General features: G+C 66.6%; 23 protein-coding genes. 8 read left to right on the top strand and 15 right to left on the bottom strand.

What is annotated here, in order from left to right:
• The first annotated feature begins 69 nt into the window (after window positions 1-69).
• Entirely contained in the window at window positions 70-777 is a 708-nt protein-coding gene (locus tag BM394_RS18100) for a VC0807 family protein (RefSeq protein ID WP_245780275.1), read from the top strand.
• A 90-nt stretch (window positions 778-867) separates the two neighbouring features.
• Here the strand turns inward: BM394_RS18100 and BM394_RS18105 are convergent, their stop codons facing one another.
• From BM394_RS18105 to fdxA, 4 genes are all read right to left on the bottom strand, one after another.
• Entirely contained in the window at window positions 868-1,620 is a 753-nt protein-coding gene (locus BM394_RS18105; protein ID WP_092980040.1) for an SDR family NAD(P)-dependent oxidoreductase, read from the bottom strand.
• 88 nt (window positions 1,621-1,708) lie between these two features.
• Window positions 1,709-2,632: a DMT family transporter gene (locus BM394_RS18110; protein ID WP_092928484.1), complete on the bottom strand. Its 924-nt coding sequence runs from the start codon at window positions 2,630-2,632 to the stop codon at window positions 1,709-1,711.
• Window positions 2,629-5,199 (bottom strand): WS/DGAT domain-containing protein, encoded by a 2,571-nt coding sequence (locus BM394_RS18115; protein WP_245780276.1) that lies wholly within the window; start codon window positions 5,197-5,199, stop codon window positions 2,629-2,631. The genes BM394_RS18110 and BM394_RS18115 overlap by 4 nt, the downstream gene beginning before the upstream one ends.
• A gap of 97 nt (window positions 5,200-5,296) precedes the next feature.
• Window positions 5,297-5,620: a ferredoxin gene (gene fdxA / locus BM394_RS18120; protein WP_092980043.1), complete on the bottom strand. Its 324-nt coding sequence runs from the start codon at window positions 5,618-5,620 to the stop codon at window positions 5,297-5,299.
• 188 nt (window positions 5,621-5,808) lie between these two features.
• On the opposite strand from fdxA, the gene BM394_RS18125 reads away from it, so the two are divergent.
• Window positions 5,809-6,603 (top strand): DeoR/GlpR family DNA-binding transcription regulator, encoded by a 795-nt coding sequence (locus BM394_RS18125; protein WP_092980045.1) that lies wholly within the window; start codon window positions 5,809-5,811, stop codon window positions 6,601-6,603.
• Between the two features lie 93 nt (window positions 6,604-6,696).
• Here BM394_RS18125 and BM394_RS18130 read toward each other — a convergent pair whose 3' ends face one another.
• Together BM394_RS18130 and BM394_RS18135 are read right to left on the bottom strand one after the other, a co-directional pair.
• Complete coding sequence (locus tag BM394_RS18130; RefSeq protein ID WP_092980047.1) at window positions 6,697-7,107, bottom strand: DUF2267 domain-containing protein; 411 nt, start codon at window positions 7,105-7,107, stop codon at window positions 6,697-6,699.
• A 153-nt stretch (window positions 7,108-7,260) separates the two neighbouring features.
• A complete protein-coding gene (locus tag BM394_RS18135; protein WP_092980049.1) occupies window positions 7,261-7,917 on the bottom strand; it encodes an O-methyltransferase in 657 nt (218 codons plus the stop codon).
• A 237-nt stretch (window positions 7,918-8,154) separates the two neighbouring features.
• On the opposite strand from BM394_RS18135, the gene qcrB reads away from it, so the two are divergent.
• Together qcrB and BM394_RS18145 are read left to right on the top strand one after the other, a co-directional pair.
• Complete coding sequence (gene qcrB, locus BM394_RS18140; protein ID WP_092980178.1) at window positions 8,155-9,822, top strand: cytochrome bc1 complex cytochrome b subunit; 1,668 nt, start codon at window positions 8,155-8,157, stop codon at window positions 9,820-9,822.
• Window positions 9,823-10,049: 227 nt separating this feature from the next.
• The gene (locus tag BM394_RS18145) at window positions 10,050-10,478 is read left to right on the top strand and encodes an SPW repeat protein (RefSeq protein ID WP_245755579.1); all 429 of its coding nucleotides are present in this window, start codon (window positions 10,050-10,052) and stop codon (window positions 10,476-10,478) included.
• Window positions 10,479-10,608: 130 nt separating this feature from the next.
• Here BM394_RS18145 and BM394_RS18150 read toward each other — a convergent pair whose 3' ends face one another.
• Window positions 10,609-11,052, bottom strand: a complete 444-nt coding sequence (locus BM394_RS18150) for a universal stress protein (RefSeq protein ID WP_092980180.1) — start codon at window positions 11,050-11,052, stop codon at window positions 10,609-10,611.
• Between the two features lie 422 nt (window positions 11,053-11,474).
• On the opposite strand from BM394_RS18150, the gene BM394_RS18155 reads away from it, so the two are divergent.
• Window positions 11,475-11,795, top strand: a complete 321-nt coding sequence (locus tag BM394_RS18155) for a hypothetical protein (protein WP_092980182.1) — start codon at window positions 11,475-11,477, stop codon at window positions 11,793-11,795.
• 308 nt (window positions 11,796-12,103) lie between these two features.
• Window positions 12,104-13,123: a Rieske (2Fe-2S) protein gene (locus BM394_RS18160; protein ID WP_092980051.1), complete on the top strand. Its 1,020-nt coding sequence runs from the start codon at window positions 12,104-12,106 to the stop codon at window positions 13,121-13,123.
• A 69-nt stretch (window positions 13,124-13,192) separates the two neighbouring features.
• Here the strand turns inward: BM394_RS18160 and BM394_RS18165 are convergent, their stop codons facing one another.
• From BM394_RS18165 to crtI, 5 genes are all read right to left on the bottom strand, one after another.
• Window positions 13,193-14,791 (bottom strand): FAD-dependent oxidoreductase, encoded by a 1,599-nt coding sequence (locus tag BM394_RS18165; protein ID WP_175530164.1) that lies wholly within the window; start codon window positions 14,789-14,791, stop codon window positions 13,193-13,195.
• Entirely contained in the window at window positions 14,788-15,507 is a 720-nt protein-coding gene (locus BM394_RS18170) for a class I SAM-dependent methyltransferase (RefSeq protein WP_092980055.1), read from the bottom strand. The genes BM394_RS18165 and BM394_RS18170 overlap by 4 nt, the downstream gene beginning before the upstream one ends.
• 189 nt (window positions 15,508-15,696) lie before the next feature.
• Window positions 15,697-16,290 carry an isopentenyl-diphosphate Delta-isomerase gene (idi, locus tag BM394_RS18175; RefSeq protein ID WP_092980057.1) on the bottom strand — a complete coding sequence of 198 codons (594 nt, stop codon included), beginning with the start codon at window positions 16,288-16,290 and terminating at the stop codon, window positions 15,697-15,699.
• Window positions 16,291-16,293: 3 nt separating this feature from the next.
• Window positions 16,294-17,280, bottom strand: coding sequence for a phytoene/squalene synthase family protein (locus BM394_RS18180; RefSeq protein WP_092980059.1), 987 nt, complete (start codon window positions 17,278-17,280; stop codon window positions 16,294-16,296).
• The gene (gene crtI, locus BM394_RS18185; protein WP_092980062.1) at window positions 17,277-18,806 is read right to left on the bottom strand and encodes a phytoene desaturase family protein; all 1,530 of its coding nucleotides are present in this window, start codon (window positions 18,804-18,806) and stop codon (window positions 17,277-17,279) included. Before crtI ends, BM394_RS18180 begins: the two co-directional genes overlap by 4 nt.
• A 462-nt stretch (window positions 18,807-19,268) precedes the next feature.
• On the opposite strand from crtI, the gene BM394_RS18190 reads away from it, so the two are divergent.
• Together BM394_RS18190 and BM394_RS18195 are read left to right on the top strand one after the other, a co-directional pair.
• Window positions 19,269-19,952, top strand: a complete 684-nt coding sequence (locus tag BM394_RS18190; protein ID WP_092980184.1) for a glycosyltransferase — start codon at window positions 19,269-19,271, stop codon at window positions 19,950-19,952.
• Window positions 19,949-20,635, top strand: a complete 687-nt coding sequence (locus BM394_RS18195) for a TIGR04282 family arsenosugar biosynthesis glycosyltransferase (protein WP_092980065.1) — start codon at window positions 19,949-19,951, stop codon at window positions 20,633-20,635. Before BM394_RS18190 ends, BM394_RS18195 begins: the two co-directional genes overlap by 4 nt.
• A 26-nt stretch (window positions 20,636-20,661) precedes the next feature.
• On the opposite strand, the gene BM394_RS18200 is transcribed toward BM394_RS18195, so the two are convergent.
• The 3 genes from BM394_RS18200 to BM394_RS18210 form a co-directional block, all read right to left on the bottom strand.
• Window positions 20,662-21,714: an NAD-dependent epimerase/dehydratase family protein gene (locus tag BM394_RS18200; RefSeq protein ID WP_092980067.1), complete on the bottom strand. Its 1,053-nt coding sequence runs from the start codon at window positions 21,712-21,714 to the stop codon at window positions 20,662-20,664.
• 267 nt (window positions 21,715-21,981) lie between these two features.
• Window positions 21,982-22,665, bottom strand: a complete 684-nt coding sequence (locus BM394_RS18205; protein ID WP_245780277.1) for a fasciclin domain-containing protein — start codon at window positions 22,663-22,665, stop codon at window positions 21,982-21,984.
• A 144-nt stretch (window positions 22,666-22,809) separates the two neighbouring features.
• Window positions 22,810-24,420, bottom strand: a complete 1,611-nt coding sequence (locus BM394_RS18210) for a molybdopterin-dependent oxidoreductase (RefSeq protein WP_092980073.1) — start codon at window positions 24,418-24,420, stop codon at window positions 22,810-22,812.
• Window positions 24,421-24,556 lie beyond the last annotated feature (136 nt).

Here is a 24,556-nt window from a genome sequence, read left to right on the forward strand (position 1 = left end):
AGCGCGATGTAACCGTCCACGGCGTCGGTGCGGGGTGCCCCGATCCCGCACGCGCCGCGTGAGGTCAACATGCACAATCCGACGACCGTCCAGCTGGACGGGCTCCGGACTCATCTTTCACACGCGGGCAAGAAGCTGCTGGAGACCACCCTCGCGCCCTTGGGGTTGTTCTACCTGCTGCTACAGCTGACCGATCTGACGGGAGGGCTGCTGGCGGCGCTGGGATGGGCGCTGGCGGCGGTGGTGTGCCGACTGGTGTTGCGTGCGCGGATCCCCGCGGTGCTGCTGTTGACCACGGCACTGTTGGCGGTACGTACCGTTGTCGGCCTGCTCTCGCAGAGCGCTTTCCTGTACTTTCTGCAGCCGAGCCTGCAGAACTTCCTGATAGCGGCCGCGCTGCTGGCCACGCTGCCGTTCGAACGAACCTTCCTCGCACGGTTGGCCGACGACTTCTGCGTCTTTCCGCCCGCCCTGATGGGCCACGCCGTACTGCGACGGTTCTTCCGCCGAGTGTCGTTGCTGTGGGCCGCCGTGTTCATCGCCAACGGGGTCGCCGCGCTCTGGATGCTCGCCGAGCACACGGTGGGGCAGTTCCTGCTGGTGAGCACCATCGGGTCCTACGGACTCGTGGCTTCGGCCGCTCTCGTCTCGTTGTTGTGGTTCCGTAGGGAGCTGCGTGGCCACGGAATCCGGCTGCGGATCGGGAACGGGACTCCCGGTCTGTTGTCCAACGTGCTACGGCCGATCTGGAACCCGCTCGGTAGCGGTGCGCGTTGATCTTGGCATGCTCCGAACCCCACAACAGCACTCCTGCCACTGGGACCGACCGAACTCTCGCTGTTGTGGGGACCGGGAGCGCACGATCGGTCAGTGGTCACGACCGAAAAGTCCGTTGAGCCGGTTGAAGGTGCCGGGCATGCCCCCCTGCAGCCGGGACGCCGCGCCCAGCCAGCGGGGTACGAAACTCTCCCGGCTGCCCTGTTCGATCGCTCTCACGATCCGGGAAGCCACCAGCTCGGCCGAGACCTGCCGGGGAAACCCGCGTTCGTAGGCCCTGCCGCGTCGCCGGAAGAACGGAGTGCGTACCGCGCCGGGCAGTACGGTCGTGACTCCGATGCCGGTATCGTCGATCTCGTGTCGCAACCCGGTCGCGAAGGCACGTAGTCCCGCCTTGGTCGCCGAGTAGACGGCCTCGTCGCGCACTCCTACGGCGGCGATCGACGAGACGAAAACGACGTGTCCACCGCCACGCTGCCGCATGTCGGGCAACAGCAGGCGGGTCAGCTCCAGCGGCGCCGCCAGATTCACGGCGAGCAATCGGTGGACGTGCTCGCTCGGCATGGTGGTGAACTCCCCGGCCCAACCGATTCCGGCGTTGTTGATCAGGATGTCCGCCCCGGCCGCCACGTCGGCGACCCGGGGGAGTTCTTCGGACCGGGTGAGATCGGCCGTCACAGTCCGAGCTCCGGTCATCTCCGCGACGTGCCGCAGCCCGCGTTCGTGGCGACCGACCAGGATCAGTTCGCACCCCCGCCGCGCCAGCGACCTCGCGGTGGCCGCGCCGATCCCGGAGGATCCACCGGTCAGCAGCACCGTTCGCCCGTCGAGACCGAACCGCATTCGTTCACCTGCCTTTCCTTCGGCAACCCCATCCCCGTGGGTGAGAGAGAACCGATCCCGCGGGTATCGTCCTCGGTCGGGGGAGTGGCTACCCCCAGGTCACTGTTCCACCATCACCGAGGGAGTCGTTGTTCTCGATTTCCCTCCGCAGCGACTCACCCCGATGCGTGAGCAACACGATTCCGCCGACGATCGCCACGGCGGCCACTGCCTGGCCCCCCAACACCGCCGGAGTGGAGACCACCTCCTCGCCGAACCAGCCGATTCCGATCGCCACCCCCACCAGCGGGTCCACGGTGGTGATCACCGCGAGAGCGGGGGAGATCAGTTTTCCCTGTTGAAAGGCATTCTGGCTCAACAGGAAACCACACGGGCCGACGAGGCACACCGCGTAGAGCACCCAGTGCTGGAACGGTTCGACGAAGCCACCCGCGCGGAATTGACTCGCCACCACCTTCATCAGCCCCGCGGTCACCCCGTAGATCACCCCGGTCGCCAACGCCAGCGCGATCACCCGGATCTCGCCGGGGAAACGCGAAGCGGCCAACAGACACACCACCGTGATCACTCCGAGCAGTACCGCGAGCGGGATCGCCTGTGGCTCTATGGTCTCGTCGCCGCCCACCGGACGCGCCAGCAGCAGGAAAGCGGCGAGGCCACTCATGCACCCGAGTGCGCCCAGTACGACGATCCGGTCCAGCTTGCGGTGCGCCAGCCAGGCCGCGTGCAGGGCGGCGAACAGCACGCTGGTCACCAGCAGCGGCTGGACCAACATCAAGGGGCCGTAGGCCAGCGCCACTACCTGCAGGGACAGGCCCACGATGACCGTGCCGACACTGGCCAGCCATATCGGCTTGCGTACCAACTCCAGCAACAGGCGTGGGTTGAGAGTCCGGATACTTGGCACCTGTTTGGTGGCCCGCTGCTGTACCGCGCTGGCCATGCCGAAACTCGCGGCGCCGACCAGCGCCGCCGGAACCGCTATCGTGAACCAGGCCCCCGTCGCGGTCAACGTTGTGCTTCCTCACGGGTGGTCCCCGGCCGTGGGGTGGATTCGGTCCGGGCTCGCAACTGCCGGAAGCAGGAGCGCAGCTGCTCGCACAGCCGGGAGGGCAGCCACTCCAGCCGAGCGTCGGCGGTGATCCCCACACCCACCGTATCGCCCCAGCTGATCAGCCCCATCGCCGTTCCGACGCCGGGAGCGAGCGGAAGGATCGGCAGCACCTCGGCCACCAACGCCCCCCAGACCCGTGGCGGGCGGCGCGAACCCGGCATGGCGGATACCAGCGCGTTGAAGAATCGACGCTGGTAGATAGTCCGCACCAGCGGCCGGTGCAGCGGAGTGGGAAGCATCCCCAACGCCGCCATGGCGATGCCCGCCGCCGCCGGTTGCCCGTCGTGCTGTCCCGCGTTCAGCCGTTCCGCCACTTCACGCAGGCGCTGTTCCGCGTCCATGGGACCCACCGGGAGGTCCACCGAGACCGCTACCGTGTGGTTCCCGAACATCTCCGCCGTCGGTGTGTCCCGAGGTGAACGCGTGGTACGCGGCACCATCACCCGCATGTGCTGTCCCGGACCGGTGCCGGTTCGTTCGGCGAGCGTGCGGTGCAGCGCCTCGGCGGTCAAACCGATCAGCAGCACACTGCTGGGGATGCCGCGGGCGCGTGCCTGTGCGCGTACTTCGCCGGTGGGCAGCTCCGCGGTGTCGAACACCCGGCCGGAGGTGCTGTCCCCGTCCAACGGGCTCAGCGGCGCCGGTCCCGCCGTGGCCAGCTTCCACATCCCCCGCGCCACGGTCAGTGCCGTGCGCCCCCGGGAAGTGACGAGGGAACGGATCGCGGCGGACGCCGTGGCCCTTCGCTCGTTGCGCGGAGGCGGTGAATCCCGCTCCCGATCGTCGGCGCTGTCACGCAGCAAGCGCACCAGGGTGTTCGTGACCGCGATGCCGTCACCCAGCGCGTGGTGCAACTTCGCGAGGATCAACGTTTCGGTGTCCGTGCGCAGCACCCTCAGTTGCCAGGGAGGGCGATCCGTGGGTACCGCGGCGGTGAAGAACTCCCGCACCACCTCGTCGCGTTCCGGGGAGGTGCGATGATCCAGATGTTGCCACGGCTCGATACGCCGAACGGTGTGCCACCGCGGGCCGCGAGCGCCTCGTTGGACCAGGGTGTTGCGCAGCATCGGTAGTGCTCGGGCACGTCGTTCGATCAGCTCGGCGAGGTGCCCGGCCCACTGTTCGGCGGTTCTCTCCTCGGGCGCCTCTCGCAGGCGCAGCACGGCGCCGGTCTGCTGGGGTACCACCGCGTCCGCCGCGTGCACGAAGAACCGGTCGGAGGAGCGCAACCGTCGCGCGCCGCGGTGCCTGGGCAGTTCGGCGAGTGCGGCCACCTGCTCGGTGAACTCCCCCGCGGTCGCCTGTCCCAGGGCACGCTGTTCGTCGCGTCGTAGTCGTTCGGGGCTGGCGGTGAGTTCGTGCAGCGTCGCCGCCAGCGAGTCGGAGGTCGGGCACAGTTCCGCCAGACCCGCTCGTGCCATGAGTTCCGCGTTGGCTCGACCGTGTCCGGCGATCGGTTCGAACATGATCACCGTGCGGCCACAGGCCATCGTCTCCAACGCGGTGGCACCTCCAGCGTTGGAGATCACCACATCCGCCGCGGCCGTCAACCCCGGCATGTCGTCGCACCAGCCCAGCGCCAACAAGCTCCGCTCTGTGGTGTCGCGTTCCGCCAGTCGCGCGCGCAGCTGCTCGTTACGGCCACACGCCACGATCACCCGGTCGACGCGGGATTCGGCCAGCGCCGTGTCCACGGCGCGTTCCACCGAACCGAACGACAGCGAGCCGCACGCGATCAGGACCTGAAAACCCTCGGTCGGCATGCCCAGTGACCGCCGGGCCTCCTCCCTGTCGCGAGGACGGAACGCCGCGGAAACGGGAGGTACGCTCACTGCCGCCGTGGCGTCGGGCTGCGCACGGTGGAGCGCTCGCAGGCTGGCTTCGCTCATCACGTAGTGCAGGTCGATCTCCGGGTACACCCAGAACGGGTGCGGGCAGAAGTCCGAAACCACGGCCGAAACCGGTTTTTCCAGCTCGCCACGGCGACGCAGCCGATCCAGCCCGGCAGTGGCCATCGGGTAGGTCGAGATCACCAGATCCGGTTCCCACCGTCGGATTCGACGGCGAAGCGGTGGTCCGACCCAAGCTCCCACGAAACGTCGAGAAGCGGTGGCGAACCAGTGCCACCGCCACAGCGCGTCGTAGAACAGGTCGTACAACCACGGGGTGGATTCCACGTTGCGGACGTAGATCCATCGGAACAGTGGTCCGACTCCCGGACCCATCATCCGCAACGTGTCCAGACGTGCCGTTTCGCATTCGGGCCAGAGCCGTCGCGCCGCTTCCTCGATGGCCCGGGCCGTCGCGTTGTGCCCCTCACCGATATCGGCACTGACCAGCAGTATTCGTTCCGGGGAGCGACCGTTCGGGTGATGGGAGGTCACCGGCCAAAGTCCTTCCGTGCTCTCGGTGTCTCGTAGCGGGGCAACGGCGCTGTCGCTGGTCGGCTCGCCGGAAGCACGCACCGTCCTTCTCCGCAAGACCGTATCGCCCTCGGACACGTTTGGCGATCAGGCGGTCGCAGTGAGTCGCGAAAGTTTCACCGCTCCGTCCGGCAACGGATCAGTCCCGCGGCGGTAATTCCGCCACGGACGTCACGTCGCGTCCCGCTCTGCCGACCTTGGCGGCTCCGCCGGGGGAACCGAGGCCGGTAATCTCGAAGAACTCGGTGTTGAACGTGGTGTATTCGGCCCATTCGTCCGGCACGTCGTCCTCGTAGTAGATGGCTTCCACCGGGCACACCGGCTCGCACGCTGCGCAGTCGATGCACTCGTCGGGATGGATGTAGAGCATCCGCTCTCCCTCGTAGATGCAGTCCACCGGACATTCGTCGATGCAGGACCTGTCGAGTACGTCCACGCACGGCTGAGTAATTACGTAGGTCACGAGGAGATCTCCCGGGGCAGAGGGGAAGTGATTTCGCCCGCTGGACGTACCCAGTGATGGCGTGTTCGATGCAGATCGGAGATCGACCACCGGGATCGGTGGTAGCGATTGATACGTTGTTCGGGGCGGGATCCCGGGCACCTCCGCGGTCGAACAACCTTCGCGGTGCCCTCGAGTGAGCGTGAGGAATGAGCAGGACATCCAAAGGGGCGCGTTCGCGGGAGCAGCGTCAGCAGCAGATCGTCGACTACGTGCTGGAACGTGGTTCCGCGAGCGCGGCCGAACTCGCCGATCTCGTGGGCGTGAGTCTGATGACCGTGCACCGTGATCTCGACGAACTGGCCAGGCGTGGGCTGCTGCGCAAGTTTCACGGTGGGGTCTCCGCACAACCCTCCACCGTCTTCGAGGGCAGTTCGGAGTACCGGATGGGAGCCAACCGGGAACTCAAGGACGCGATCGCGAGGACGGCGCTGCGGCTGGTCGAACCCGGTGCCTCCATCCTGCTCGACGACTCCACCACCGCACTGACGCTGGCCGGACTGTTGGGGGGCGTGGGGCCGCTCACGGTCGCCACCAACTACCTGCCCGTAATCCAGGAGCTCAAGTCGTTGCCCGATGTGCACCTGATCTGTCTCGGTGGCAACTACTCGGCCACCCACGATTCCTTTCTGGGGCTGCCCTGTATCGAGGCGGTGGGAGCGTTGTCGGTGGACATGGCTTTCGTGTCCACCTCGGCGATGAACGCGACGATGACCTTCCACCAGGAGCACGAGCTGGTGCAGGTCAAACGAGCCATGCTCGACGCGGCGGCCACCAGCGTGTTGCTGATGGATTCGAGCAAGATGCCGCGCAAGGCGCTGCACCGCATGGCTCCGCTTGGGGACTACGACAAGCTCGTCGTCGACGACGGGGTCGACCCCGAACTGCTCGCCGCCGCCGGTGACGTGATCGATGTGGCCGTGGCACCCACCGGAAACGTCTGACCCGAAGTTCGGGTGGTCCCAGGACCGGAACGAAGGCCACGCGTGGCAACCTCACTACGGTCGACGAGCGAACACCATCGGTCCCGGGACGCGTTACTCGCCCGCGGCGCGCAGCATCTCGGCGAGGTCGGGAGGGAGCTGTGCGACGGTGTCCTCGATCTCCTCTTCGGGGACCCAGTACAGCAGCACCGCGAACACCGCCTCGACCCGCCGTTCCACCACGTCGAGGTCGACCGTGTCGATTTCACCGCTGACCCGGTCGAGGAAGGTCTCCCTGTCGAAGGCGACCGCCTGCCCCTCGAACCGGTACAGCTCTTCCCGCAGTTCCGGGGGCAGCGCCGGAGCGAGATCGTAGAGCTGTCCCGCGGCAAGCCGCTCGGAAAGAGCGCGTAACGACGCACGCGCCAGTCGGTCGGCCTCGGTGCCGTCGGACAACTCGGCCCGCTGCCGGACTTGTTCCAGGAAGCTGGCCATGGTCGGACCGGCCGGTTCCGGATGTGCCATCCTCGTCCTTCCACTGTCTGTGACCGTTCAGCGTTTCGTACCCGGTTCACCGGAGATCGAAACCCCACGGCGGAGTCCCCGCGTCGGGGAACACGAGTGCCGCCGCGCCGGTCTGTCGTGTTCGGACCGTACAGGGGACGGGGCGGTGAACGCTCAGCGCCGCCTTGCCAACGTGATCCCGTCGCTGATCGGCAGCATGGTCAACTCGACGCGCTGGTCCCGCAGCGCGTACCGGTTGAACTCGTGGATGGCGTGGGCGCTCTCGTCCTGTCGCTCGTGGAGCACTCGTCCACCGGCCAGCACGTTGTCCACCACGATGAAGCCCCCGGAGCGGGTACGCGGCACGATCTCGTTCCAGTACGCGATGTAGCCCGTCTTGTCGGCATCGATGAAACTCAGGTCGATCACGGCCGCGTTCTCCAGCGCGCGCAGGGTGTCCAGCGCCGGGGCCAGCCGTAGTTCGATGCGTTCGGATACACCTGCCCGGTGCCAGAAGTGCCGTGCCACATCGGTGTACTCGGTACTCACGTCACAGCACAACAACCGGCCGTCCTTGCCGAGGCCGCGCGCGATCGCCAGTGCCGAATAACCGGTGAACGTCCCCACCTCCACCGCGTACTCCGCCCGAATCGCCTTGGCCAGCAGCGTCAGCAGCGAAGCCTGTTCCGGTGAGATCTGCATGTCCGCGCTGTCGGGCAGCAACCGCTGGGTGTCCTCGATCAACTCCAGCTGCAGGGTATCGGGGCGTGGTCCGTGTCGCAGCAGGTACTCGTGCAGTTGTTCGTCGAGCTGGGCCGACTTGCGAGTCACATCGCCGACGCTACCCGTACGATCCCGCTCCGCAACTCGTCGAGGCTTCCCTCGCCCCGTCAGGGGCGGTGCGTGCTCCTTTCGGCGTCGCCCGTGCCGAAGAGCACCGGCAACCGTGCGGTGTGGACGAGCGGGGTGCCGCTCCTGGCTCGCGTAGTGGAACAGGGCTGTTTACGCTGGCGAGCGAGTGTCAGGTCAATCGCCGGACGGGCCCGAAAGGCAGGCGTGATCGTCGCCATGAGCAGATTGACGCGGCCTACGAAGCAGTCCAGCAGGGCGTACCGCGCCGCTGCGGCCCAGGCGAACGAGGCCGATCAACGGTTGCAGTTGGCATCCGGCATGCGACGACAGATGAACAAGGTGTTCCCCACGCACTGGTCCTTCCTGCTGGGCGAGATAGCGCTCTACACGTTCATTCTGCTGTTGTTGACCGGCACGTACCTGGCGTTCTTCTTCGATCCCTCGATGGCCGAGGTGACTTACCAGGGCGCTTTCACCAATCTGCGCGGTGTCGAGATGTCACGTGCCTACGAGTCGACACTCAACATCTCCTTCGAGGTGCGTGGCGGCATGTTCGCACGGCAGATCCACCACTGGGCCGCCCTGCTGTTCCTGGTGGCGATCGTGGCGCACATGTTCCGCATTTTTTTCACCGGTGCCTTCCGCCGGCCACGCGAAACCAACTGGATCCTGGGAATCCTGCTTTTCATCACCGGAATGTTCGAGGGCTTCACCGGGTATTCGCTGCCGGACGACCTGCTTTCCGGAACCGGAGTTCGTATCGCCTCCGGGATCACGCTTTCGATTCCGGTGATCGGCACTTGGCTGCATTGGTTGCTCTTCGGCGGCGAGTTCGTCGGGGACGAGATCATTCCGCGTTTCTACATGATCCACATATTTCTACTCCCCGGTATCATTCTCGGGTTGATCGCCGTTCACCTGGCTCTGGTCTGGTATCAGAAACACACTCAGTTTCCCGGCGTGCGCCGCAGCGAGAGCAATGTCGTCGGAGTGCGGATCATGCCGATCTTCGCGGTGAAGGCGGGCGGTTTCTTCGCGGTGGTCGTGGGCGTCACCGCCATAATGGGTGGGGTATTCCAGATCAACCCGATCTGGAACCTCGGACCCTACATCGCCTCGATGGTCTCGGCCGCCTCGCAACCCGACTGGTACATGATATGGACCGACGGCTTGGGTCGACTGTGGCCACCGTGGGAGGTCTATCTCTGGGGACAGGCAACCATCCCGGCACCGTTCTTCCCGCTGATCGGCGGTATGACAGCGGTGTTCACCCTGGCACTGGCCTACCCCTTCCTGGAGCGCAAGCTCTCCGGTGACGAGGCACACCACAACCTGCTGCAACGGCCCAGGGATGTTCCGGTGCGTACCGGCCTCGGAGCCATGGCGATCACTTTCTTCGTGATCGTGCTGCTCAGCGGTGCCAACGACATCATCGCGTTCAAGTTCGACATCGCGTTGGAAGCCACGACCTGGATGGGGCGTATCGGTGTGCTGCTCGCCCCACCGGCCGCCTACTACATCGCTTATCGCATCTGCATCGGGCTGCAGCGAGCCGATCGGCAGGTGCTCGAACACGGTATCGAGACGGGCATCGTCAAGAGACTGCCGCACGGTGAGGTCATCGAGTTGCATCAGCCACTCGGGCCCACCGACGAACACGGCCACCCCGAACCGCTCTCCTACCAGGGAGCGCCGATTCCCAAGAAGATGAACAAGCTCGGTGCTGCCGGACGTCCGCTTCCCGGCAGCCTGCTGTGGCCCGACCCTCCGGAGGAGACCGAGCAGTTGCGCGAGGCGGAACGCCGTGAGGCCGAGGAGCCGGAACGCCCGCAACCGAGGGAACCGGAACTGCCCAGTGGGCGGCCACGCGACGTGACGGAGTGATACCTCGGGAGTGGGTTCGCCCCGGTTCCGCCTGTGGGGCCTCCCCGATACAAGGGACCATCGTCGCTGGACATCTCCGGGAGTCGGGTCCACAGTATTGGTGCGGACCTTCCGTACGGACCGCGCAGGGCAGCCCGTGTTTCCCGGACGAACGGCGCGGCGCCGCAAGGGGTTCGACGTGGCCGGCGGGGGGCCGGTTGCCACAGCGAACGGTAGAGGTGATCGAGATGACACAAGCCGGTTCGATCGAGAGGCATCCCGATCTCGTCGAGATGCGGGCACGCTACGAGGAGGCGAGCGAAACCCCGCAGGGACAACTCCTGGAGGGGGCCACCCTGCTCGCGGGGGTCTATCTGGCGATCTCACCGTGGGTTGTCCAGTTCAGCGCCACCAGCTTCGACGTGGCGCTCGGCAATCTGGTCGTCGGGCTGACAGTGGCCGTGCTGGCACTCGGGTTCGCCTCCGCTTACAGCAGGACCCACACCGTTGCCTGGGTGGTCCCGTTGCTGGGAGCTTGGGCCGTCATCGCTCCGTTCGTCATCCTGGGAGGCGGAGTCGGCCTGGGGATGCTGCTCAGCAATGTGATCACGGGCGGCCTGATCGTGCTGCTCGGTGTGGGGCTGAGCACGTTGGTGATGATGCGCCGTCGGCGCTGACGAGGTGGTCGACGAACGTGGTCGACCCGACGTACCGCACTCGGCGTGCTCGACACGCGGTGGCGGTCGTATCGGGTCGACCACGTGGCCGAAGGGTCGAGCGTTTGGCCGGATAAGCGCGTGCGGAGAGCTATTGCCGCTCGGTTGAAGCGTGCACGATGACCACCGGGCACTCGGCGTGATGGGTGCACTTGTGGCTCACCGAGCCGAGTAACGCTCCGACGAAGCCGCCGTGCCCGCGACTTCCGACCACCAGCAACTCGGCGTCTTCCGCGGTGTCGAGCAGTACTCGCGCGGAATCCCCTTGTGCGACGTGGGTACGCACCCGGGGCGGATTAGCCCGGCGGTCCACCGCGTTGTCCACGGCGTCTTCCACGGTGACACTGGCCGCGTTCTCGAATTCCCTGGGTGGCACCGCACCACCCTCCCAGCTGTAGAACGCCGGGTATTCCCAGGCAGTGACGGCTTCGACGGTGGCGCCGGTGAGTTCGGCCTGACTGAGGGCCCAGTCCAGTGCTGCCAATGAGGAGGCCGAGCCGTCGATGCCGACCACGATCCGGTTTTCCTGGCTCATCACGCATCGCCCATCCCCGGCGTTTGATATCGCGGCTTCGTCGTGGTGTGTGCCGCAGCGGCGTGTGCTCTCGCGTCCCTCGACTGTCCCACTCATCCGCCTTGTCCGCTCGGTTCCGCTTCTTTCCGGTGTGGTGCGGTAACCGAATTCGATACGAAAGTGTGATCTGAATCGTTCGCGGGTATGTTCATCTCACCGGCGGAAAGCCACGACTTCCGGAGTCGCGATGCCTCGATGGAGCGGAGCGAGGATACGCCGCGTGGGCCGGTCGCGGCGATACGGCGGGAGTGCTGCCGTGCCGCGACGTCGAGCCGCGACCACGTTCGATGCGAACCGGCTCGTCGGGGATCGTCCGCGGTCGCGGAACTGATCGTGTGGCCGATCGGAATCGTTCACCGTCGCACGGTTGTTTGGAGAGCCCGTTGCCGAAACGAACGACCAGCACGCCGTCGTGGAGCGTTATAGCCCATGACACGGACAGGCTCAACCAGGCCGTACACGAGCTCCACGCCGGACACGACACGTCGTCGGGTCAGGAGCTCAGTCACGAGCTGCTGCGTGCGGTTACGCTGATCGGGGAACGTCTCGCGACTCTGTTGGACGGATTGGCCAAGCGCCACGAGAATCCCGGCGTGCCAGAGCAACGCACCGTTCACCTCGCGCTGGACCAGGCGGCGGCCGCGGCCGAGGACCTGGGGGAGTGCGCGCGCCGTGCGGCCCGCACTCTGGAGGACGAACACTGACCGGGTCGATCTCCACGCCGTTCCGACGTACCGTACATTACCGAGTGTGTCGGAGTCGTGCCGCGAAGCACGTGCGTGCCGGGCGGAAGCTCCGGTCGAGCAACTCGAAAACGGCTCGTTCCAGGGTTTCGTGGCTTCGCGGCGAAGTCGTCCCGCTCATCGGTGGCAGCTCGGCTCCACGCGCGGGCGCGGTGCTTTCGAACCAGGACGTCTCCCCGGTGAGCCTGTGTGCCTCGGCTCCGACAGCAGGTTAGTCTTCCCGGCGTCCGGTTCGCGCGACGTCGCCCCAATCGAGCAACGGAGTCAGCATGTTCGGCTTCTCGAACGGGAATTCGGTACGCAACGCACTGCCACTTCGCAGGTTGCGGGTCTCCGACTGGGCTCGGCAGGAGGGAACATGGCGCGAGGCCCGCCCTTCGCTGATCGCGGCCGCCCTCAAACGCGCCCAGGCACGTCCGTCCGGTAACTGGTTCGTGCTGGCGGGTAGCGCACAGATCGACCGGCGCAGTCCCTTCGCCCGTACCGTGGCCGGCACCGAGGTGGTCGCGTGGCGTACCGAGGACGGCGCGCTGCGCGCGGGCCCGGGGGCCTGCCCGCATCTGGGAGCGCCGCTCGGGCAGGCAGCGGTGGACTGCGGACAGTTGGTCTGTCGTTGGCACGGGCTCAGACTGGACGAACGGGGTGGTCCGTGGTGGACGCCGTTCCCCACTTATGACGACGGTGTACTGGCCTGGGTGCGCCTGGACGACTCCGGTGGGGAACAGCCGCTGGAGCGTCCGGTGGTGCCACGCCGCCCACCACTGCGGGACAGCATCTCCGAAGTGGCCACCGCGACCGGTGTCTGCGAACCCGACGACGTGGTGGCCAATCGGCTGGATCCCTGGCACGGCTCGTGGTTCCATCCCTACTCGTTCGCCAACCTCAGCGTGCGGCGCGCCCCGGACTTCGAGAGCAGTGAGCAGGAGGACTTCTTCGAGGTGCTCGTCTCGTTCCGGCTGTCCCGCGGGATCGGGGTGCCGGTAACCGCCACTTTCCACTGCCCGGACCCGCGTACCGTGGTGATGCGCATCGTTGAGGGGGAGGGGACCGGTAGCGTGGTGGAAACCCACGCCACACCGCTGGAAGCCGGTCCCGACGGCGGGCCGCGCACCGCCGTCATCGAGGCCACTGTCGCCTACTCCCGACGTCCCGGGTTCCGGATGGCGCTGCCCGCGGCAGGCTTGCTGCGCCCGTTGATGCGACGGGTGGCACTGCGGTTGTGGGCCGACGACCTCGCCTACGCCGAACGGCGCTACGAACTGCGCAGCACCGGGCGGTTTCCCGACTGAGTGCGCCGGGAGCCGCACTGCTCCCGGCCGTCGCAGGTGTGTACGCCTCGTGGTCCACCGACTCGAGCTTCAGCGTCCCAGGTCGCGCAACAGGGCGAATCGGCCACGGTCGGGAACGCTCCACAGGGTGTGCCCCCGCACACCCCACCCGCGCAGCAGCTCGTTCGCGGCTCGCATCCCGGTTGTGGCGGCGCGTTCCATCAGGGCGACCGGTAGGTCGACACGCACCAGGTCTCCTGCCAGCATCAGCGCCGGATCGGGCGTTCGCACGCCGGGACGCTCCGCGAAACCACCGGGCGGGAACAGTGGGCAGTCGGCTCGCAGTTCGTGACGCTCGTCCACGATGCCCGCTACTCCGGTTTCCGGATATATCCTGGCCAGTTCCGACAGCATCCGCGATCGCATGCTGTCGAGGGATGGTTCACCCGGTAGCGCGTAACCGTGCAGCTCGAGCACGGAACCCCCGCGACCTCCCGCCCAACGGGCCGCTTCGTGCTCGTAGCGTTCCAACACGCTGATGTTGTCCAGCGGCCCGTAGCCACTCGTTCCGAGGAACCCGGGTCTGTCCCGGCGAACCGGTCGGTCCAACCACAGCCGGGAGACCAGAAACGGCGGTGCCTCGCGCAACTCCGCTATCCGTGTTCGCCACCGTGACGTCCCCAGGTCGGGTGAGTTGCCGACGATGTTCCGCAGCCCAGCGGTGTCGGTGGCCAGCACCACCGCGTCGAATTCCGGAATACCGGCTTCTCGTGCTCCCGCGGACTCCGAACGTACCGCGAAGCGTCGGTCGGATCCCCGTTCCAAGGCCCTGACCGGGGTGTCGGTGAGCAGGGTTACACCGTGTTCGACCAGGTATTCAGCCAGCGGATTCCACAACGCTTCCGGGAACGAGTTCGCCGCCACGTCGAACAGCAGTCCCTCGCTGGAGCCGAGGAAATAGATGTGAAACATCGTCGCCAGTTCGGCGGCGGACAGCTCGGTGGGAGCGGCGAAGAAGCTGCGGGAGAACACCTCGAACGCCAGATGTTTGGCAGCCGCGGGAAAGCGTATTCGATTGAGCAGCGTGTCCGCGTCGAGATGGTCCAGACGCTCGTAGATCTCCGGGACAGACACCTGTGCCAGTGGCAACGCGGCACGGGTTCCGAGTCGTGGGAGGTCACGCCAGTTGAACGTGGGACTTCGCGCGACGAACGCGAAGGCATTCCACGGTGGAGTACGGGGCAGCCCGGCGAAGGTGTCCCGATATCCGGCACTGTGCAGCAGCGGATAGTCCGGAAGCGCGGTCAGTCCCGAAAGGTCCGGATCGGCACGCCGCAGAAGTGCGCGAAGGTTGTAGTACTGCCGGAAGAACGCGTGGAACCCACGATTCATACCGACGTCCGAGCCGTCGGCGAGCGTGGTCCGCCAACCACCGACACGTCCGCCCAACCGATCCTGTGCTTCCAGCACGGTGACCCCGACGCCGCGCTCGGCCAGACAGGTGGCCGTCGCGAGTCCCGCGATGCCACCGCCGATCACCGCTACCCGGGGGACACGCGCGAGATGACTCGTGTCCGGCGTGCCGTCGTGTGGGGGATGCGGCACCGCCCTGCGGTCCACCCCGGGAGGCCCGTGCCCACCGTGCCCGTTGTCACCGGCCGATCGGTAAGTCGGGAAACCGCGCCTCATGCTTCCGCCGTCTCGGGTCGCTTTCCGGTCAGTGTGTGCACGATGCCGCGCTGCCATCCCGACATCGAGCCGAGACGTACTCCGACGAGGCCGTTCCGACGCATCCGCGCGGCGAGCTGTTCGGTCGAGTCGAACCGCAGCACGCTGCGCCACAGGTAAGGGTGAATCCCCGAGCCCCGCGTACTCAGTTCACCGGCGGGAATGATCACACTCCAGCACACCGCCGACCAGACGAGCCGGGAGACGGGGCGGTTCCGCACGGAGAACTCGTACAGGGCCAGGCGAGCGCCGGGTGCGAGCAACTCGCGAAGCACGCGCAGTCCGGCATCGGGGTCGGAGAGGTTGCGGAGCAGATAAGCCGCCATGATCCCGTCGAACGGTCCGCGCACCCCCGCTTCTTCGAGGCCGTCCAACGGTGCGTGAACGAACTCCACTTTGTCCCGCCAGGACTTACGTTCGGCCTGTGCCAGCATGTTCGCGGAAGCGTCCGTGGCCACGATGCGCGCGTGCGGCGCGATTCGGAGCAGCGCCGCGGTGGACGCGCCGGTACCGCAACCCGCATCCAGCAACCGCAGTCCGCGGCCACTGTCGGGCAGGTGCAACCGACGTGCCGATCGCCGCAGCGCGCGATGGTATCCGGGGTTGATTCCGACCAGCCGGTCGTACTGTCGAGCGCTCTGCTCGAAACCATCCACGACGGGGTACCGGGAAGACATCAGCAGTCCTTACCTGGAACTCGTAGCAGAACCATCGCGTGTGTGGTCGGGTGTGGGCACTCGACTCGGCGACCTGCCGCGGTTGACCGGCTCTCGCGTAACCGTGCGAGCGGTCCGGTCTCGCTAGGTATCCCGATCACTTCGGGCCGATTCGCCCGCCGTGCCGAACAGCGGTCGCGGTCGACGAACTCACGCCGTCCCCTTCGGCTCCGAGCCTGCTTCCACCGTGTTCGAGGAATCCTCGAACACGGTGTTCAGCAGCGGAACCTGTTCGACCGCCCAAGGGCTGATCGCCCACGGGGTTCGTGTCGCCAGCAGCACGAAGTCCTCCCAGCCCACCCGTTTCCAGTCCGCGATCTCGGACGGGTCCGGCGCGGGTGGTTCGTCTGTGACGACCGTGTACACCGGGCACCACTCGTTTTCCACCACCCCCGTGACGTCGACGGCCCGGTAACGAAAGTTCGCCAACCGCAGCCGTGGCGTCCCGATCTCGAACCCGAGCTCCTCCCGCACCCTGCGTCGCACCGCGGCATCCATCGGTTCACCGGGCGCCGGATGCCCACAGCACGAGTTGGTCCAAACACCGGGCCAAGTTCGTTTCTGAAGCGCACGACGGGTAACCAGCAGTTCTCCCGCGGCGTCGAAGACATAGCAGGAAAAGGCCAGATGCAGGGGAGTGTCACCGTGGTGCACTTCGGATTTCGGTGCCGTACCCACCTGCTCACCCGAGTCGTCGAGCAGAACCACGAATTCCCCGTCGGAAGCGGGGGAGCTCGAGTCCATCGGTTACCTACCACCCAACATAGAACTGGACGACACCTGAGCGAGACTATCCGTCAACCGTGCCCGAATCCGGGCAGTGACTACGGGAACAGTGCCACGCAGTGCCACACCGAATCCGCGTGACCGCGACACCGAGACACGATTGGCGAACACGTCGTACCCCGATTCCACTATCCGATCCAGTATCTCACCGTAGAGCGTGTAGGCCGTGGCGATACACGGACGTGAGATCGGATCCAACATCTCGATCCCTTCGGCGGCATACCGGTAGATCGCTCTGGTACGGGCGATCTGGTCGGCGAGTGCGCTGCGAACCCTTCGATCCGCTCTCCCCGTCTCCAGGCAGTGCCGCAGTCTCGGCTCGTCGACGCCGAAAGCGATCAGCTCGTCAGCGGGCAGGTACACGCGCCCCTTGCGCAGATCCTCACCGACATCGCGCAGGAAGTTGGTGAGCTGGAACGCGTTTCCCAGCGCCGCCGCGTAAGGAGCCGCTTCCTCCGGCGGGCACCGGGTACCCAGCACGGGGAGCACCTGTAAACCGATGACTTCGGCCGAGCCGTGGACGTACTCGTCCAGTTCCGCGCGGTTCCGGTACCCGGCGACGGTCAGATCCTGCCGCATCGAGGCCATGAAGGAGTTGAAGCGCCGCTGTTCGATCCCGTAGCGGTTAGCGGTGTCCACCACCGCCCTCACCACCGCGAGCTCACTTCGCTCACCCGCGAATCCCCGGTCCAGCTCCGTCCACAGATCGTCGATCCGGGCATGCCGGGTCCGTTGCTCGAGGGGCCCTCGTGGCTCGTCGACGATGTCGTCGACTTCCCGCGCCAAACCGTACAACGCGTGTATCGCCGGACGGCGTGACGGCGGCAACAGTCGTGTGGCCAGGAAGTAGGTACGTCCGTGTCTCGCGTTGAGCTCACGACTCCGGCGATAGGCAGCTCGGAGCCACGGCGAGTGGATACCGGCCGCGTCCAGCTCCCGCTCGCTCATCGTGCGGCCGATCCGACGCCCGGTACACGGCGAGCCCCCCGTGCACCTCGGCCATTCCCGGTGATGCGGTGAGCTGCCAGCTTGCCGGACAGCACCACGGTGGGAACCCCGACACCCGGGGTGGTTCCGCAGCCCGCCAGGACCGCGTTCTCGATGCCGCTGACCAGGTTTCTCGGGCGGAAGGGGCCGGTCTGGGCGAACGTGTGCGCCGCGCTGAACGGGGTACCGGCGAGCATTCCCCGCGCCGCCCAGTCCGCCGGTGTAACTATGCGGCTGACCTCGACCGAGGATTCGAATCCGGGCATGATCCGGTGCTGCAGTGAGTCGATCACTTCTCGCGCGTATCCGTTCGAGATGGCGTCCCAATCGGGGCGGGCGAGGTCCAGGTTGGGGCAGGGGACCAGTACGTGGTGCAGGTGCTTGCCCGCAGGTGCGAGTGAGGGATCGCTGCGAGTGGGATTCGTAATCAGTACCGAAGGGTCGCTCATCAGCTTCCCGTGACGTGTCAACTCGTCGAAGGTGCTCTTCCATGCCTGCCCGAACGAGAGCGTGTGGTGACTCAGTTCCGGCTGGTCCCGGTTCGTCCCGGCGTGTATCAGCAACGCCGAGGGAGCCGCGCGCAGTCGTACGGGACGTCGCGGAGCACGACCCAGCAACCGGTAGGAGACGGGAAGATCGGGAGTGAGCACCACCGAGTCACACGGAATGCGTTCACCGTGATCGGTGTGCACAGCGGTGACGCGTTGTCCACGACGTTCCAGGTCCGTCACCGAGCTGCCGTACCGGAACACCGCTCCCGCCCCGGCGGCCGCCGCGGCCAACGCGTCCGGCACCGCTCGCATGCCGCCGCGTGGGAAGTACACGCCCCGTACCGTGTCCATGTAGGAGATCACCGCATACGCGGCGAGCGCGTTGTGCGGGGCCACCCCCGCGTACAAGGCCTGGAACGAGAAGACGCGTCGCAGTCGTTCGTCCCGGAGGAAGTGGCCGATCCCGCGGTGCAGTCCCCCGAAGCCGCCCAGCGCGGCCAATCGGGCGAGATTCGGTTCCAGCAGATTCAGCGGAGAGTCGAAATTGGCATTGATGAAGGTCTCGTACTGTACCGCGTAGAGCCTGCTCAACCACTGCCGTAACCGGCGGTAACCCGCCGCCTCGTCGGGTCCCGCGAACTCCCGTACCTGTTGTTCCATGGCCGCCGCGTCGGTACGAACATCGATACTCGAACCGTCCGCGAACCGCGCGCGGTAGGCCGGATCCAGCGGTATCAGCTCCAGCCGTTCCTGTACCGATTCACCCACCGCCGCCAGCGCCTCGTCCAGAAGTTCCGGCATGGTCAACACGGTCGGCCCGGTGTCCATGCGGTATCCCGCGATGTCCAGCCGCCCCGCACGGCCTCCCGGGAAATCCTCCGCCTCGACGAGTGTCACCTCGCGTCCCGCTCCGAGCAGGTGCAGCGCAGCGGTCAATCCGGAAAGTCCCGCGCCCACGACGACAACACGCTCGGTGGGACCGGTGACTGTCCGCATGCGGGTCGCTCCTTAGGGTTGCCCGGAGAGGGGTCGGTTCTCACGGCGAACCGCTCGTCGCGGCTCAGTCTAGAAATCCACTCGGATCCCTTCAAATTCGCGATATCACTTCTTCGGGTGAGGTGTTCGGGTTGAGCGGGGCGGGCGCGTGCTCCGAACGATATACACGGTTGTGCCATCGTGACGGGATCACCGGTTCTTGTCGACGAGGGACGACGAGTCGATGGATCACCGGTCGCCTCGCTCCGAGCGGCTTCCACGGTCGGCCGCCCGAGGAAGCGGATCCTCGCTCGCCACCAGTCCCTTCCCCGGCGGCCTACGAACAGTGTTCGGTGGCAGTGTGCGGCAGTACGCCCGGCCGTCGCCACCAGCGGCGACGAGCGAACGTGTGTCACGCGAAAGGAGTCAGGCACAGTGATCAGGCACGATCGTGCGAGTGAGCCCCACCCGGAGTTCGGAGCCATGCCCAGGCCACCGCTGAACGAAACCGCCGACGTCGAGGTGGTGCTGCCCTGCCTCGACGAGGCCGCGGCCCTGCCCGCGGTATTGGACTCGATCGTCGAGGGGCTTGCCGTGCCCGTCCTGGTGGTGGACAACGGTTCCACCGACGGCTCGCCGGAGGTGGCGGCCCAGCACGGCGCACGAGTCGTCCACGAGTCCAGGCCTGGCTACGGCGCGGCCGTGCACACCGGGCTGACGCACGCGCGCGGCAGGGTCATCTGCGTACTCGACGCGGATGGTTCCGTGGAGCCGACCGAACTTCCCGCGCTGATCAATCCCGTGGTCGAGGGGGCGGCCGATCTCGTGGTGGGCAAGCGGGTGCCGACCGTACGCTCGGCGATGGCGTGGCACGTCAGGGTGGGCAATGCCGCCATCGCGGCACTGATCCGTCGAAACGGACTGCCCGTGCATGATTTGGCTCCGGTTCGGGTCGCCGATCGTGTGAAACTGCTCGACCTGGACATCCAGGATCGCGCGTTCGGCTATCCCCTCGAGCTGTTGCTGCGAGCGGGACGCGCGGGTTGGCGGGTACGCGAACTACCGGTCCGGTACTCCCCCCGGACAAGCGGCACGAGATCCAAGGTGTCCGGCTCGATGAAGGGAACCGCTCGCGCGGTACGTGACATGATCAAGGTGCTGCGATGAATCCGACGGTCGTACTGGTCGTGGCCAAGGCTCCCGAGACCGGGCTGGCCAAGACACGCCTCACACCACCACTTTCCCCGGAACAGGCAGCCACTGTGGCCGCCGCGAGCCTGTTGGACACGCTGACCGCGGTTCGCGGTGTCCCCGGGATTCATCCGGTGATCGCTTGGACAGGTGAAATAGAGCGTGCCTGCCGTCGTGACGCGATCACGGACGCCATGGCCGACATGGATCTGGTCTGGCAGCGCGGGGGGCATTTCGGCGAGCGGCTGGCCGCGGCGCACGCCGAGGTCGCGGAACGCTATCCCGGCTCGCCCGTGTTGCAGATCGGGATGGACACACCGCAGGTCACTCCCGAACTGCTCGCCGAATCGGCCGCGCCGCTGCGTTCCCACGAGGGTCCGGAAGCGGTTCTGGGACCGGCGCTGGACGGCGGGTGGTGGGCGCTCGGCCTGCGCGAACCGCATGACGCGGAAGTGCTCGGTCACGTCCCGATGTCACGACCGGAGACCGGGGAACTGACCGGAGCGGCCCTGGAACATCGTGGACTCCGGGTCCACGAACTGGTTGAACTCTCCGACGTGGACACGGTGCCGGACGCGCATCGCGTGGCCGAATCGATTCCCGAATCGGAATTCGCGGCGACGTTGCGTGCGAGCGTCGAACGGGAGGGCGCCGTGTAGCGTCGCACGGCCGTGAGTTCCTCGGCTCAGTCGGATGTGCCGCGTTGGGCCGCGTTGGCGAACTCGGTGATCCCTTCGGTGAAGCCGATCCGGGCGCGGAAACCGATCTCCTTCGCGGCCAGCTCCGGATCCGCGACGATGTGGCGCACGTCGCCGAGCCGGTACTGTCCGCTGACCACGGGCTCGGGGCCGCCGGTGGCAGTGGCGAGCTCGCGTGCCATTTCGCCGATGGTGCGAGGCTCACCGGAGCACACGTTGTAAGCGGCGAAACCGCGCGGAGGATGTTCGAGCGTCGCGAGGTTCGCCTCGGCGACATCGCGTACGTTCACGAAGTCACGACGCTGTCCGCCGTCCTCGAACACGCGGGGAGCCTCGCCACGTGCGAGTGCCGAACGGAACAGCGCGGCGACGCCGGCGTACGGGGTGTCCCGCGGCATGCGAGGGCCGTACACGTTGTGGTAGCGCAGCGCCGTGGCGTGTCCGCCGGTCTGACGTGCCCAGGAAGCGACCAGGTGCTCCTGGGTGAGTTTCGTGGTGGCGTAGACGTTGCGCGGATCGGTCGGTGCGTCCTCCGGCACCCGCCCGGATTCGAGCAGTCCGCCGCAGTGGGGGCAACGGGGTTCGAACACGCCGCGGTCCAGATCCTCGGCGGCGCGCGGCCCCGGACGCACGACACCGTGAACGGCGCAGTGATAGCGCCCCTCCCCGTAGACCACCATCGATCCGGCGAGCACGAGCCGCTCGACCCTTCGTTCGGTCATGGCCGACAACAACCGCGCGGTTCCCAGGTCGTTGTGTTCGACGTAGGCGGGTGTATCAGCGGGGCCGGTTTCCAGACCGACCATCGCCGCGTGGTGGCAAACCGCGTCGATTCCGGACAGTGCGGGCCCGATCACCTCGGGATCCCGCACGTCGCCGACAACGAGGTCCTCCGCGTGGGTGTGCGCTTCCCGCGCGGAGGTTCCGTGGGCGCTGGGCAGCAGATTGTCGAGCAGTCTGACCTCGTGCCCTGCGGTGATGAGCCGTTCCGCGACGTGGGAGCCGATGAACCCGGCCCCTCCGGTGATCAGGACCCGCACCCGTTCCTCCCGAGCGGACGACTACTGCGACAACGGTGTGTGATTGTCCATCCACCGACTCAGGACGTCGGCCGCGGGGTGGGGGCCGTTCGTACGGCACGCGATCGGAGTCGGAAACTGTTTTCGGCGGCGGTCCGACGATGAAGGCATCGGTCGGCTCACGAAAAGGCCAGTCGTCGTGGGGCGGGAAGCGGGTGCGAAAAGGATTCTTCGGATCGGTGAAAAATCGCGATTCACCGATCCGAAGTCCTGGGTGAATTTTACCGATCACTGCTTCGGAGGCATAAGCACCTCGTCGATGACGAACACCGTGGCGTTGGCGGTGGGAACGTTCCCGACCTGTACGTTCGCCCCGTCGATCTTGATGTTCTCACCACTGCCGCTGATCGGAACGGTCTTTCCGTTGACCGTTTCGACCTCACCGGCGTTGCCGAGTTCCTCGGCGTTCATCCGCTCGGGAACCACGTGGTACGTGAGAATGTTGGTCAACTGCTCCTTCTTGGCGGGATCGTCGAGCAACGCCTCCAACGTGGCGGGATCCAGCTTTTCGAAGGCCGAGTTGGCGGGTGCGAAAACGGTGTAGCTGGCGTCCGACTTGTTCAGCGTGTCGACCAGGCCCGCCGTCTGCACCGCTTTGGTCAGGCTGGTCAGCAGCGGATTGTTACTCGCGGCCGTGCCCACGGGATCATCGACCATGCCCTTGGCCGATCCCTCGTTACCGGGGTCGGTCGGCACCTTGGAGGCGGCCGGTCCGTAGATGTCGTCGACCGTGGTCACACCCTGCTCGTTCATGCTGTCCTGCCCGGATTGTTCCTGCCCGGACTGGTCCCCGTCCTGCCGCGACTGCGAGGACTGGTTCTGCTCGTTCTGGTCGTCGTTCTCGGCTCCTCCGCCGCATGCGGACAACAACAGGGCGATGGAAGCCACGGCGCCGGTAACGGCCGTTTTCACTCGCGTATTGTTCATCGGAATCGCTCGTTTCCCTTCGGTTCGCTTCCGGGGTGGCCCCGAAGTATTTCTTCCCGGCATTCGGAGTCGGGTGAGGTATCGATTGGCGTCTCGGCGGATTTTCTTCCGCTTATCGGGTGACTCGCGTCATTCCGCGGTGAAAAAGATCGAGTGCCGGCCGGTGGCTCCGTCGGGAATCGTGGGAACACGTTTCGCGGTCTGGGTGTAGCCCGAGCGGTCGGTGGCTCGGGACTCCACATTGTGGCCGCCGGGTGGGAGATCCAGCTCGATCCGCCACATGCGCCAGGTGTCCGTGTTGACGGCGGCGGAAAGCTCCGCCGCTCGCCAGGCCCCCTGGTCGACTCGCACCTCGACACGCTCGATCCCGGTGTGCGGTGCCCATGCGATGCCCGCCACGGTGACCCTTCCCGCAGGCGTCTTCTCGAAGCCCTTGGGGCGATCGATGCGTGACTGGGTCTTGACGGGTGCGCGTTCCGCCCAACCCCGCTTTTCCCAGTACGTACGAGCGTCCCAGGTGGTGACTTCGAGATCGGTCACCCACTTGGTCGCCGAGACGTAGCCGTACAGCCCCGGCGTGACCATGCGGACCGGGAAGCCGTGCTCGGTGGGCAGTGGCTCGCCGTTCATCCCCACCGCCAGCAGCGCGTCCCGGTTCGGATCGGTGAGCGCGTCGATCGGGGTTCCGGCGGTGAAGTCGTCCACGCTGGTACTGAGCACCTGTTCCGCACCGTCCCGTACCCCTGACTCCGCCAGAATGTCGCGGACCGGGACTCCGATGAACTCGGCGGTCGAGATGTAGGAGCCGCCCACCGGGTTGGACACGCATACCATCGTGATCGGTTTCTGCAGCTGCCGTCGGTCCATCAGATCGTCGAAGGTGAGGTTCAACTCCCGATCGACCATGCCGTGTACTCGCAGCCCCCACTCCGAAGCGGGTAGCCGCGGCACACGTAACGCCGTGTCGATCCGGTAGAAGTTCTCGTTGCGCGTGATGAAGGTCGGCGTTCCCGAGTCCGCGAAATCCGCCCCCGCCGGAACCGGGGGTGCCGTGACGTCCGGCTCCAGTGCTCCGATGGCTTGCCGGGACCTGCTGACCCGCCGTGCCCCGCTCAGCAGCTGTCCGACAGTACCCGCGGTCCCCGAAGCGAGGGCGACAGCGACTCCCGAGATCAGGAAGCGCCTGCGTCCGCCGGCCGCGTCTTCCGTCGCCGTTTCTTCCCGTTCGGCGTCCTCCCGCTCGGCATCTTGCCCGGATCGCGCCGACGCCGGTTCGCTTCCCCGGGGGTTCGCCGAGGCAGTGCGGTGCAGCCAGGCAAAGGCAGCCACCCCCACCAGCGCGGCTGTCACGGGAGCTGTCAGGGCTAGTGGGGTCAGACTGGAGCGGAACACGGTGGTGGCCATACCGAGCAGACCGAAGCCGGTGATCATCGTCATGCCGGGCAGCGGGGTGCGGCGTGACACCAGTCCACCCACCGCCGCCAGCGCGGCGATCACGATTCCCATGCCAACCAGCAGCGCGAGTTTGTCGGCGGTGCCGAACAGGTCGATCGCCAGCTCCTTCACCGGCTGTGGTGTCAGATCGATCGCCGTGTTGCCCACCGCCAGGTAAGGGGAGGCGAGTGGTTCGGTCAGCGCGGCGACCAGGTGTCCCGCCGTCAGGGCTGCCGCCACCGCGAGCAGGGCGATGAGTACGGCAACAGCACCACCCAGCCGATGTTGGTGACTCGCACGGTTCATGACCGGGATTCGGAGTCGAACGCGCCTCGGACTGCTCCCGGAACGGGACGGATCCGCTCTCGAAGACCGCGCCCCCGATTTCCCGGTACTTCCCGTCGAGCTGTCGTGGCGTGGCCGGTTGTCGCGGCAGGGCGGG

The sequence above is a fragment of the Actinopolyspora lacussalsi subsp. righensis genome (assembly GCF_900116555.1).
GTDB lineage: Bacteria > Actinomycetota > Actinomycetes > Mycobacteriales > Pseudonocardiaceae > Actinopolyspora > Actinopolyspora lacussalsi.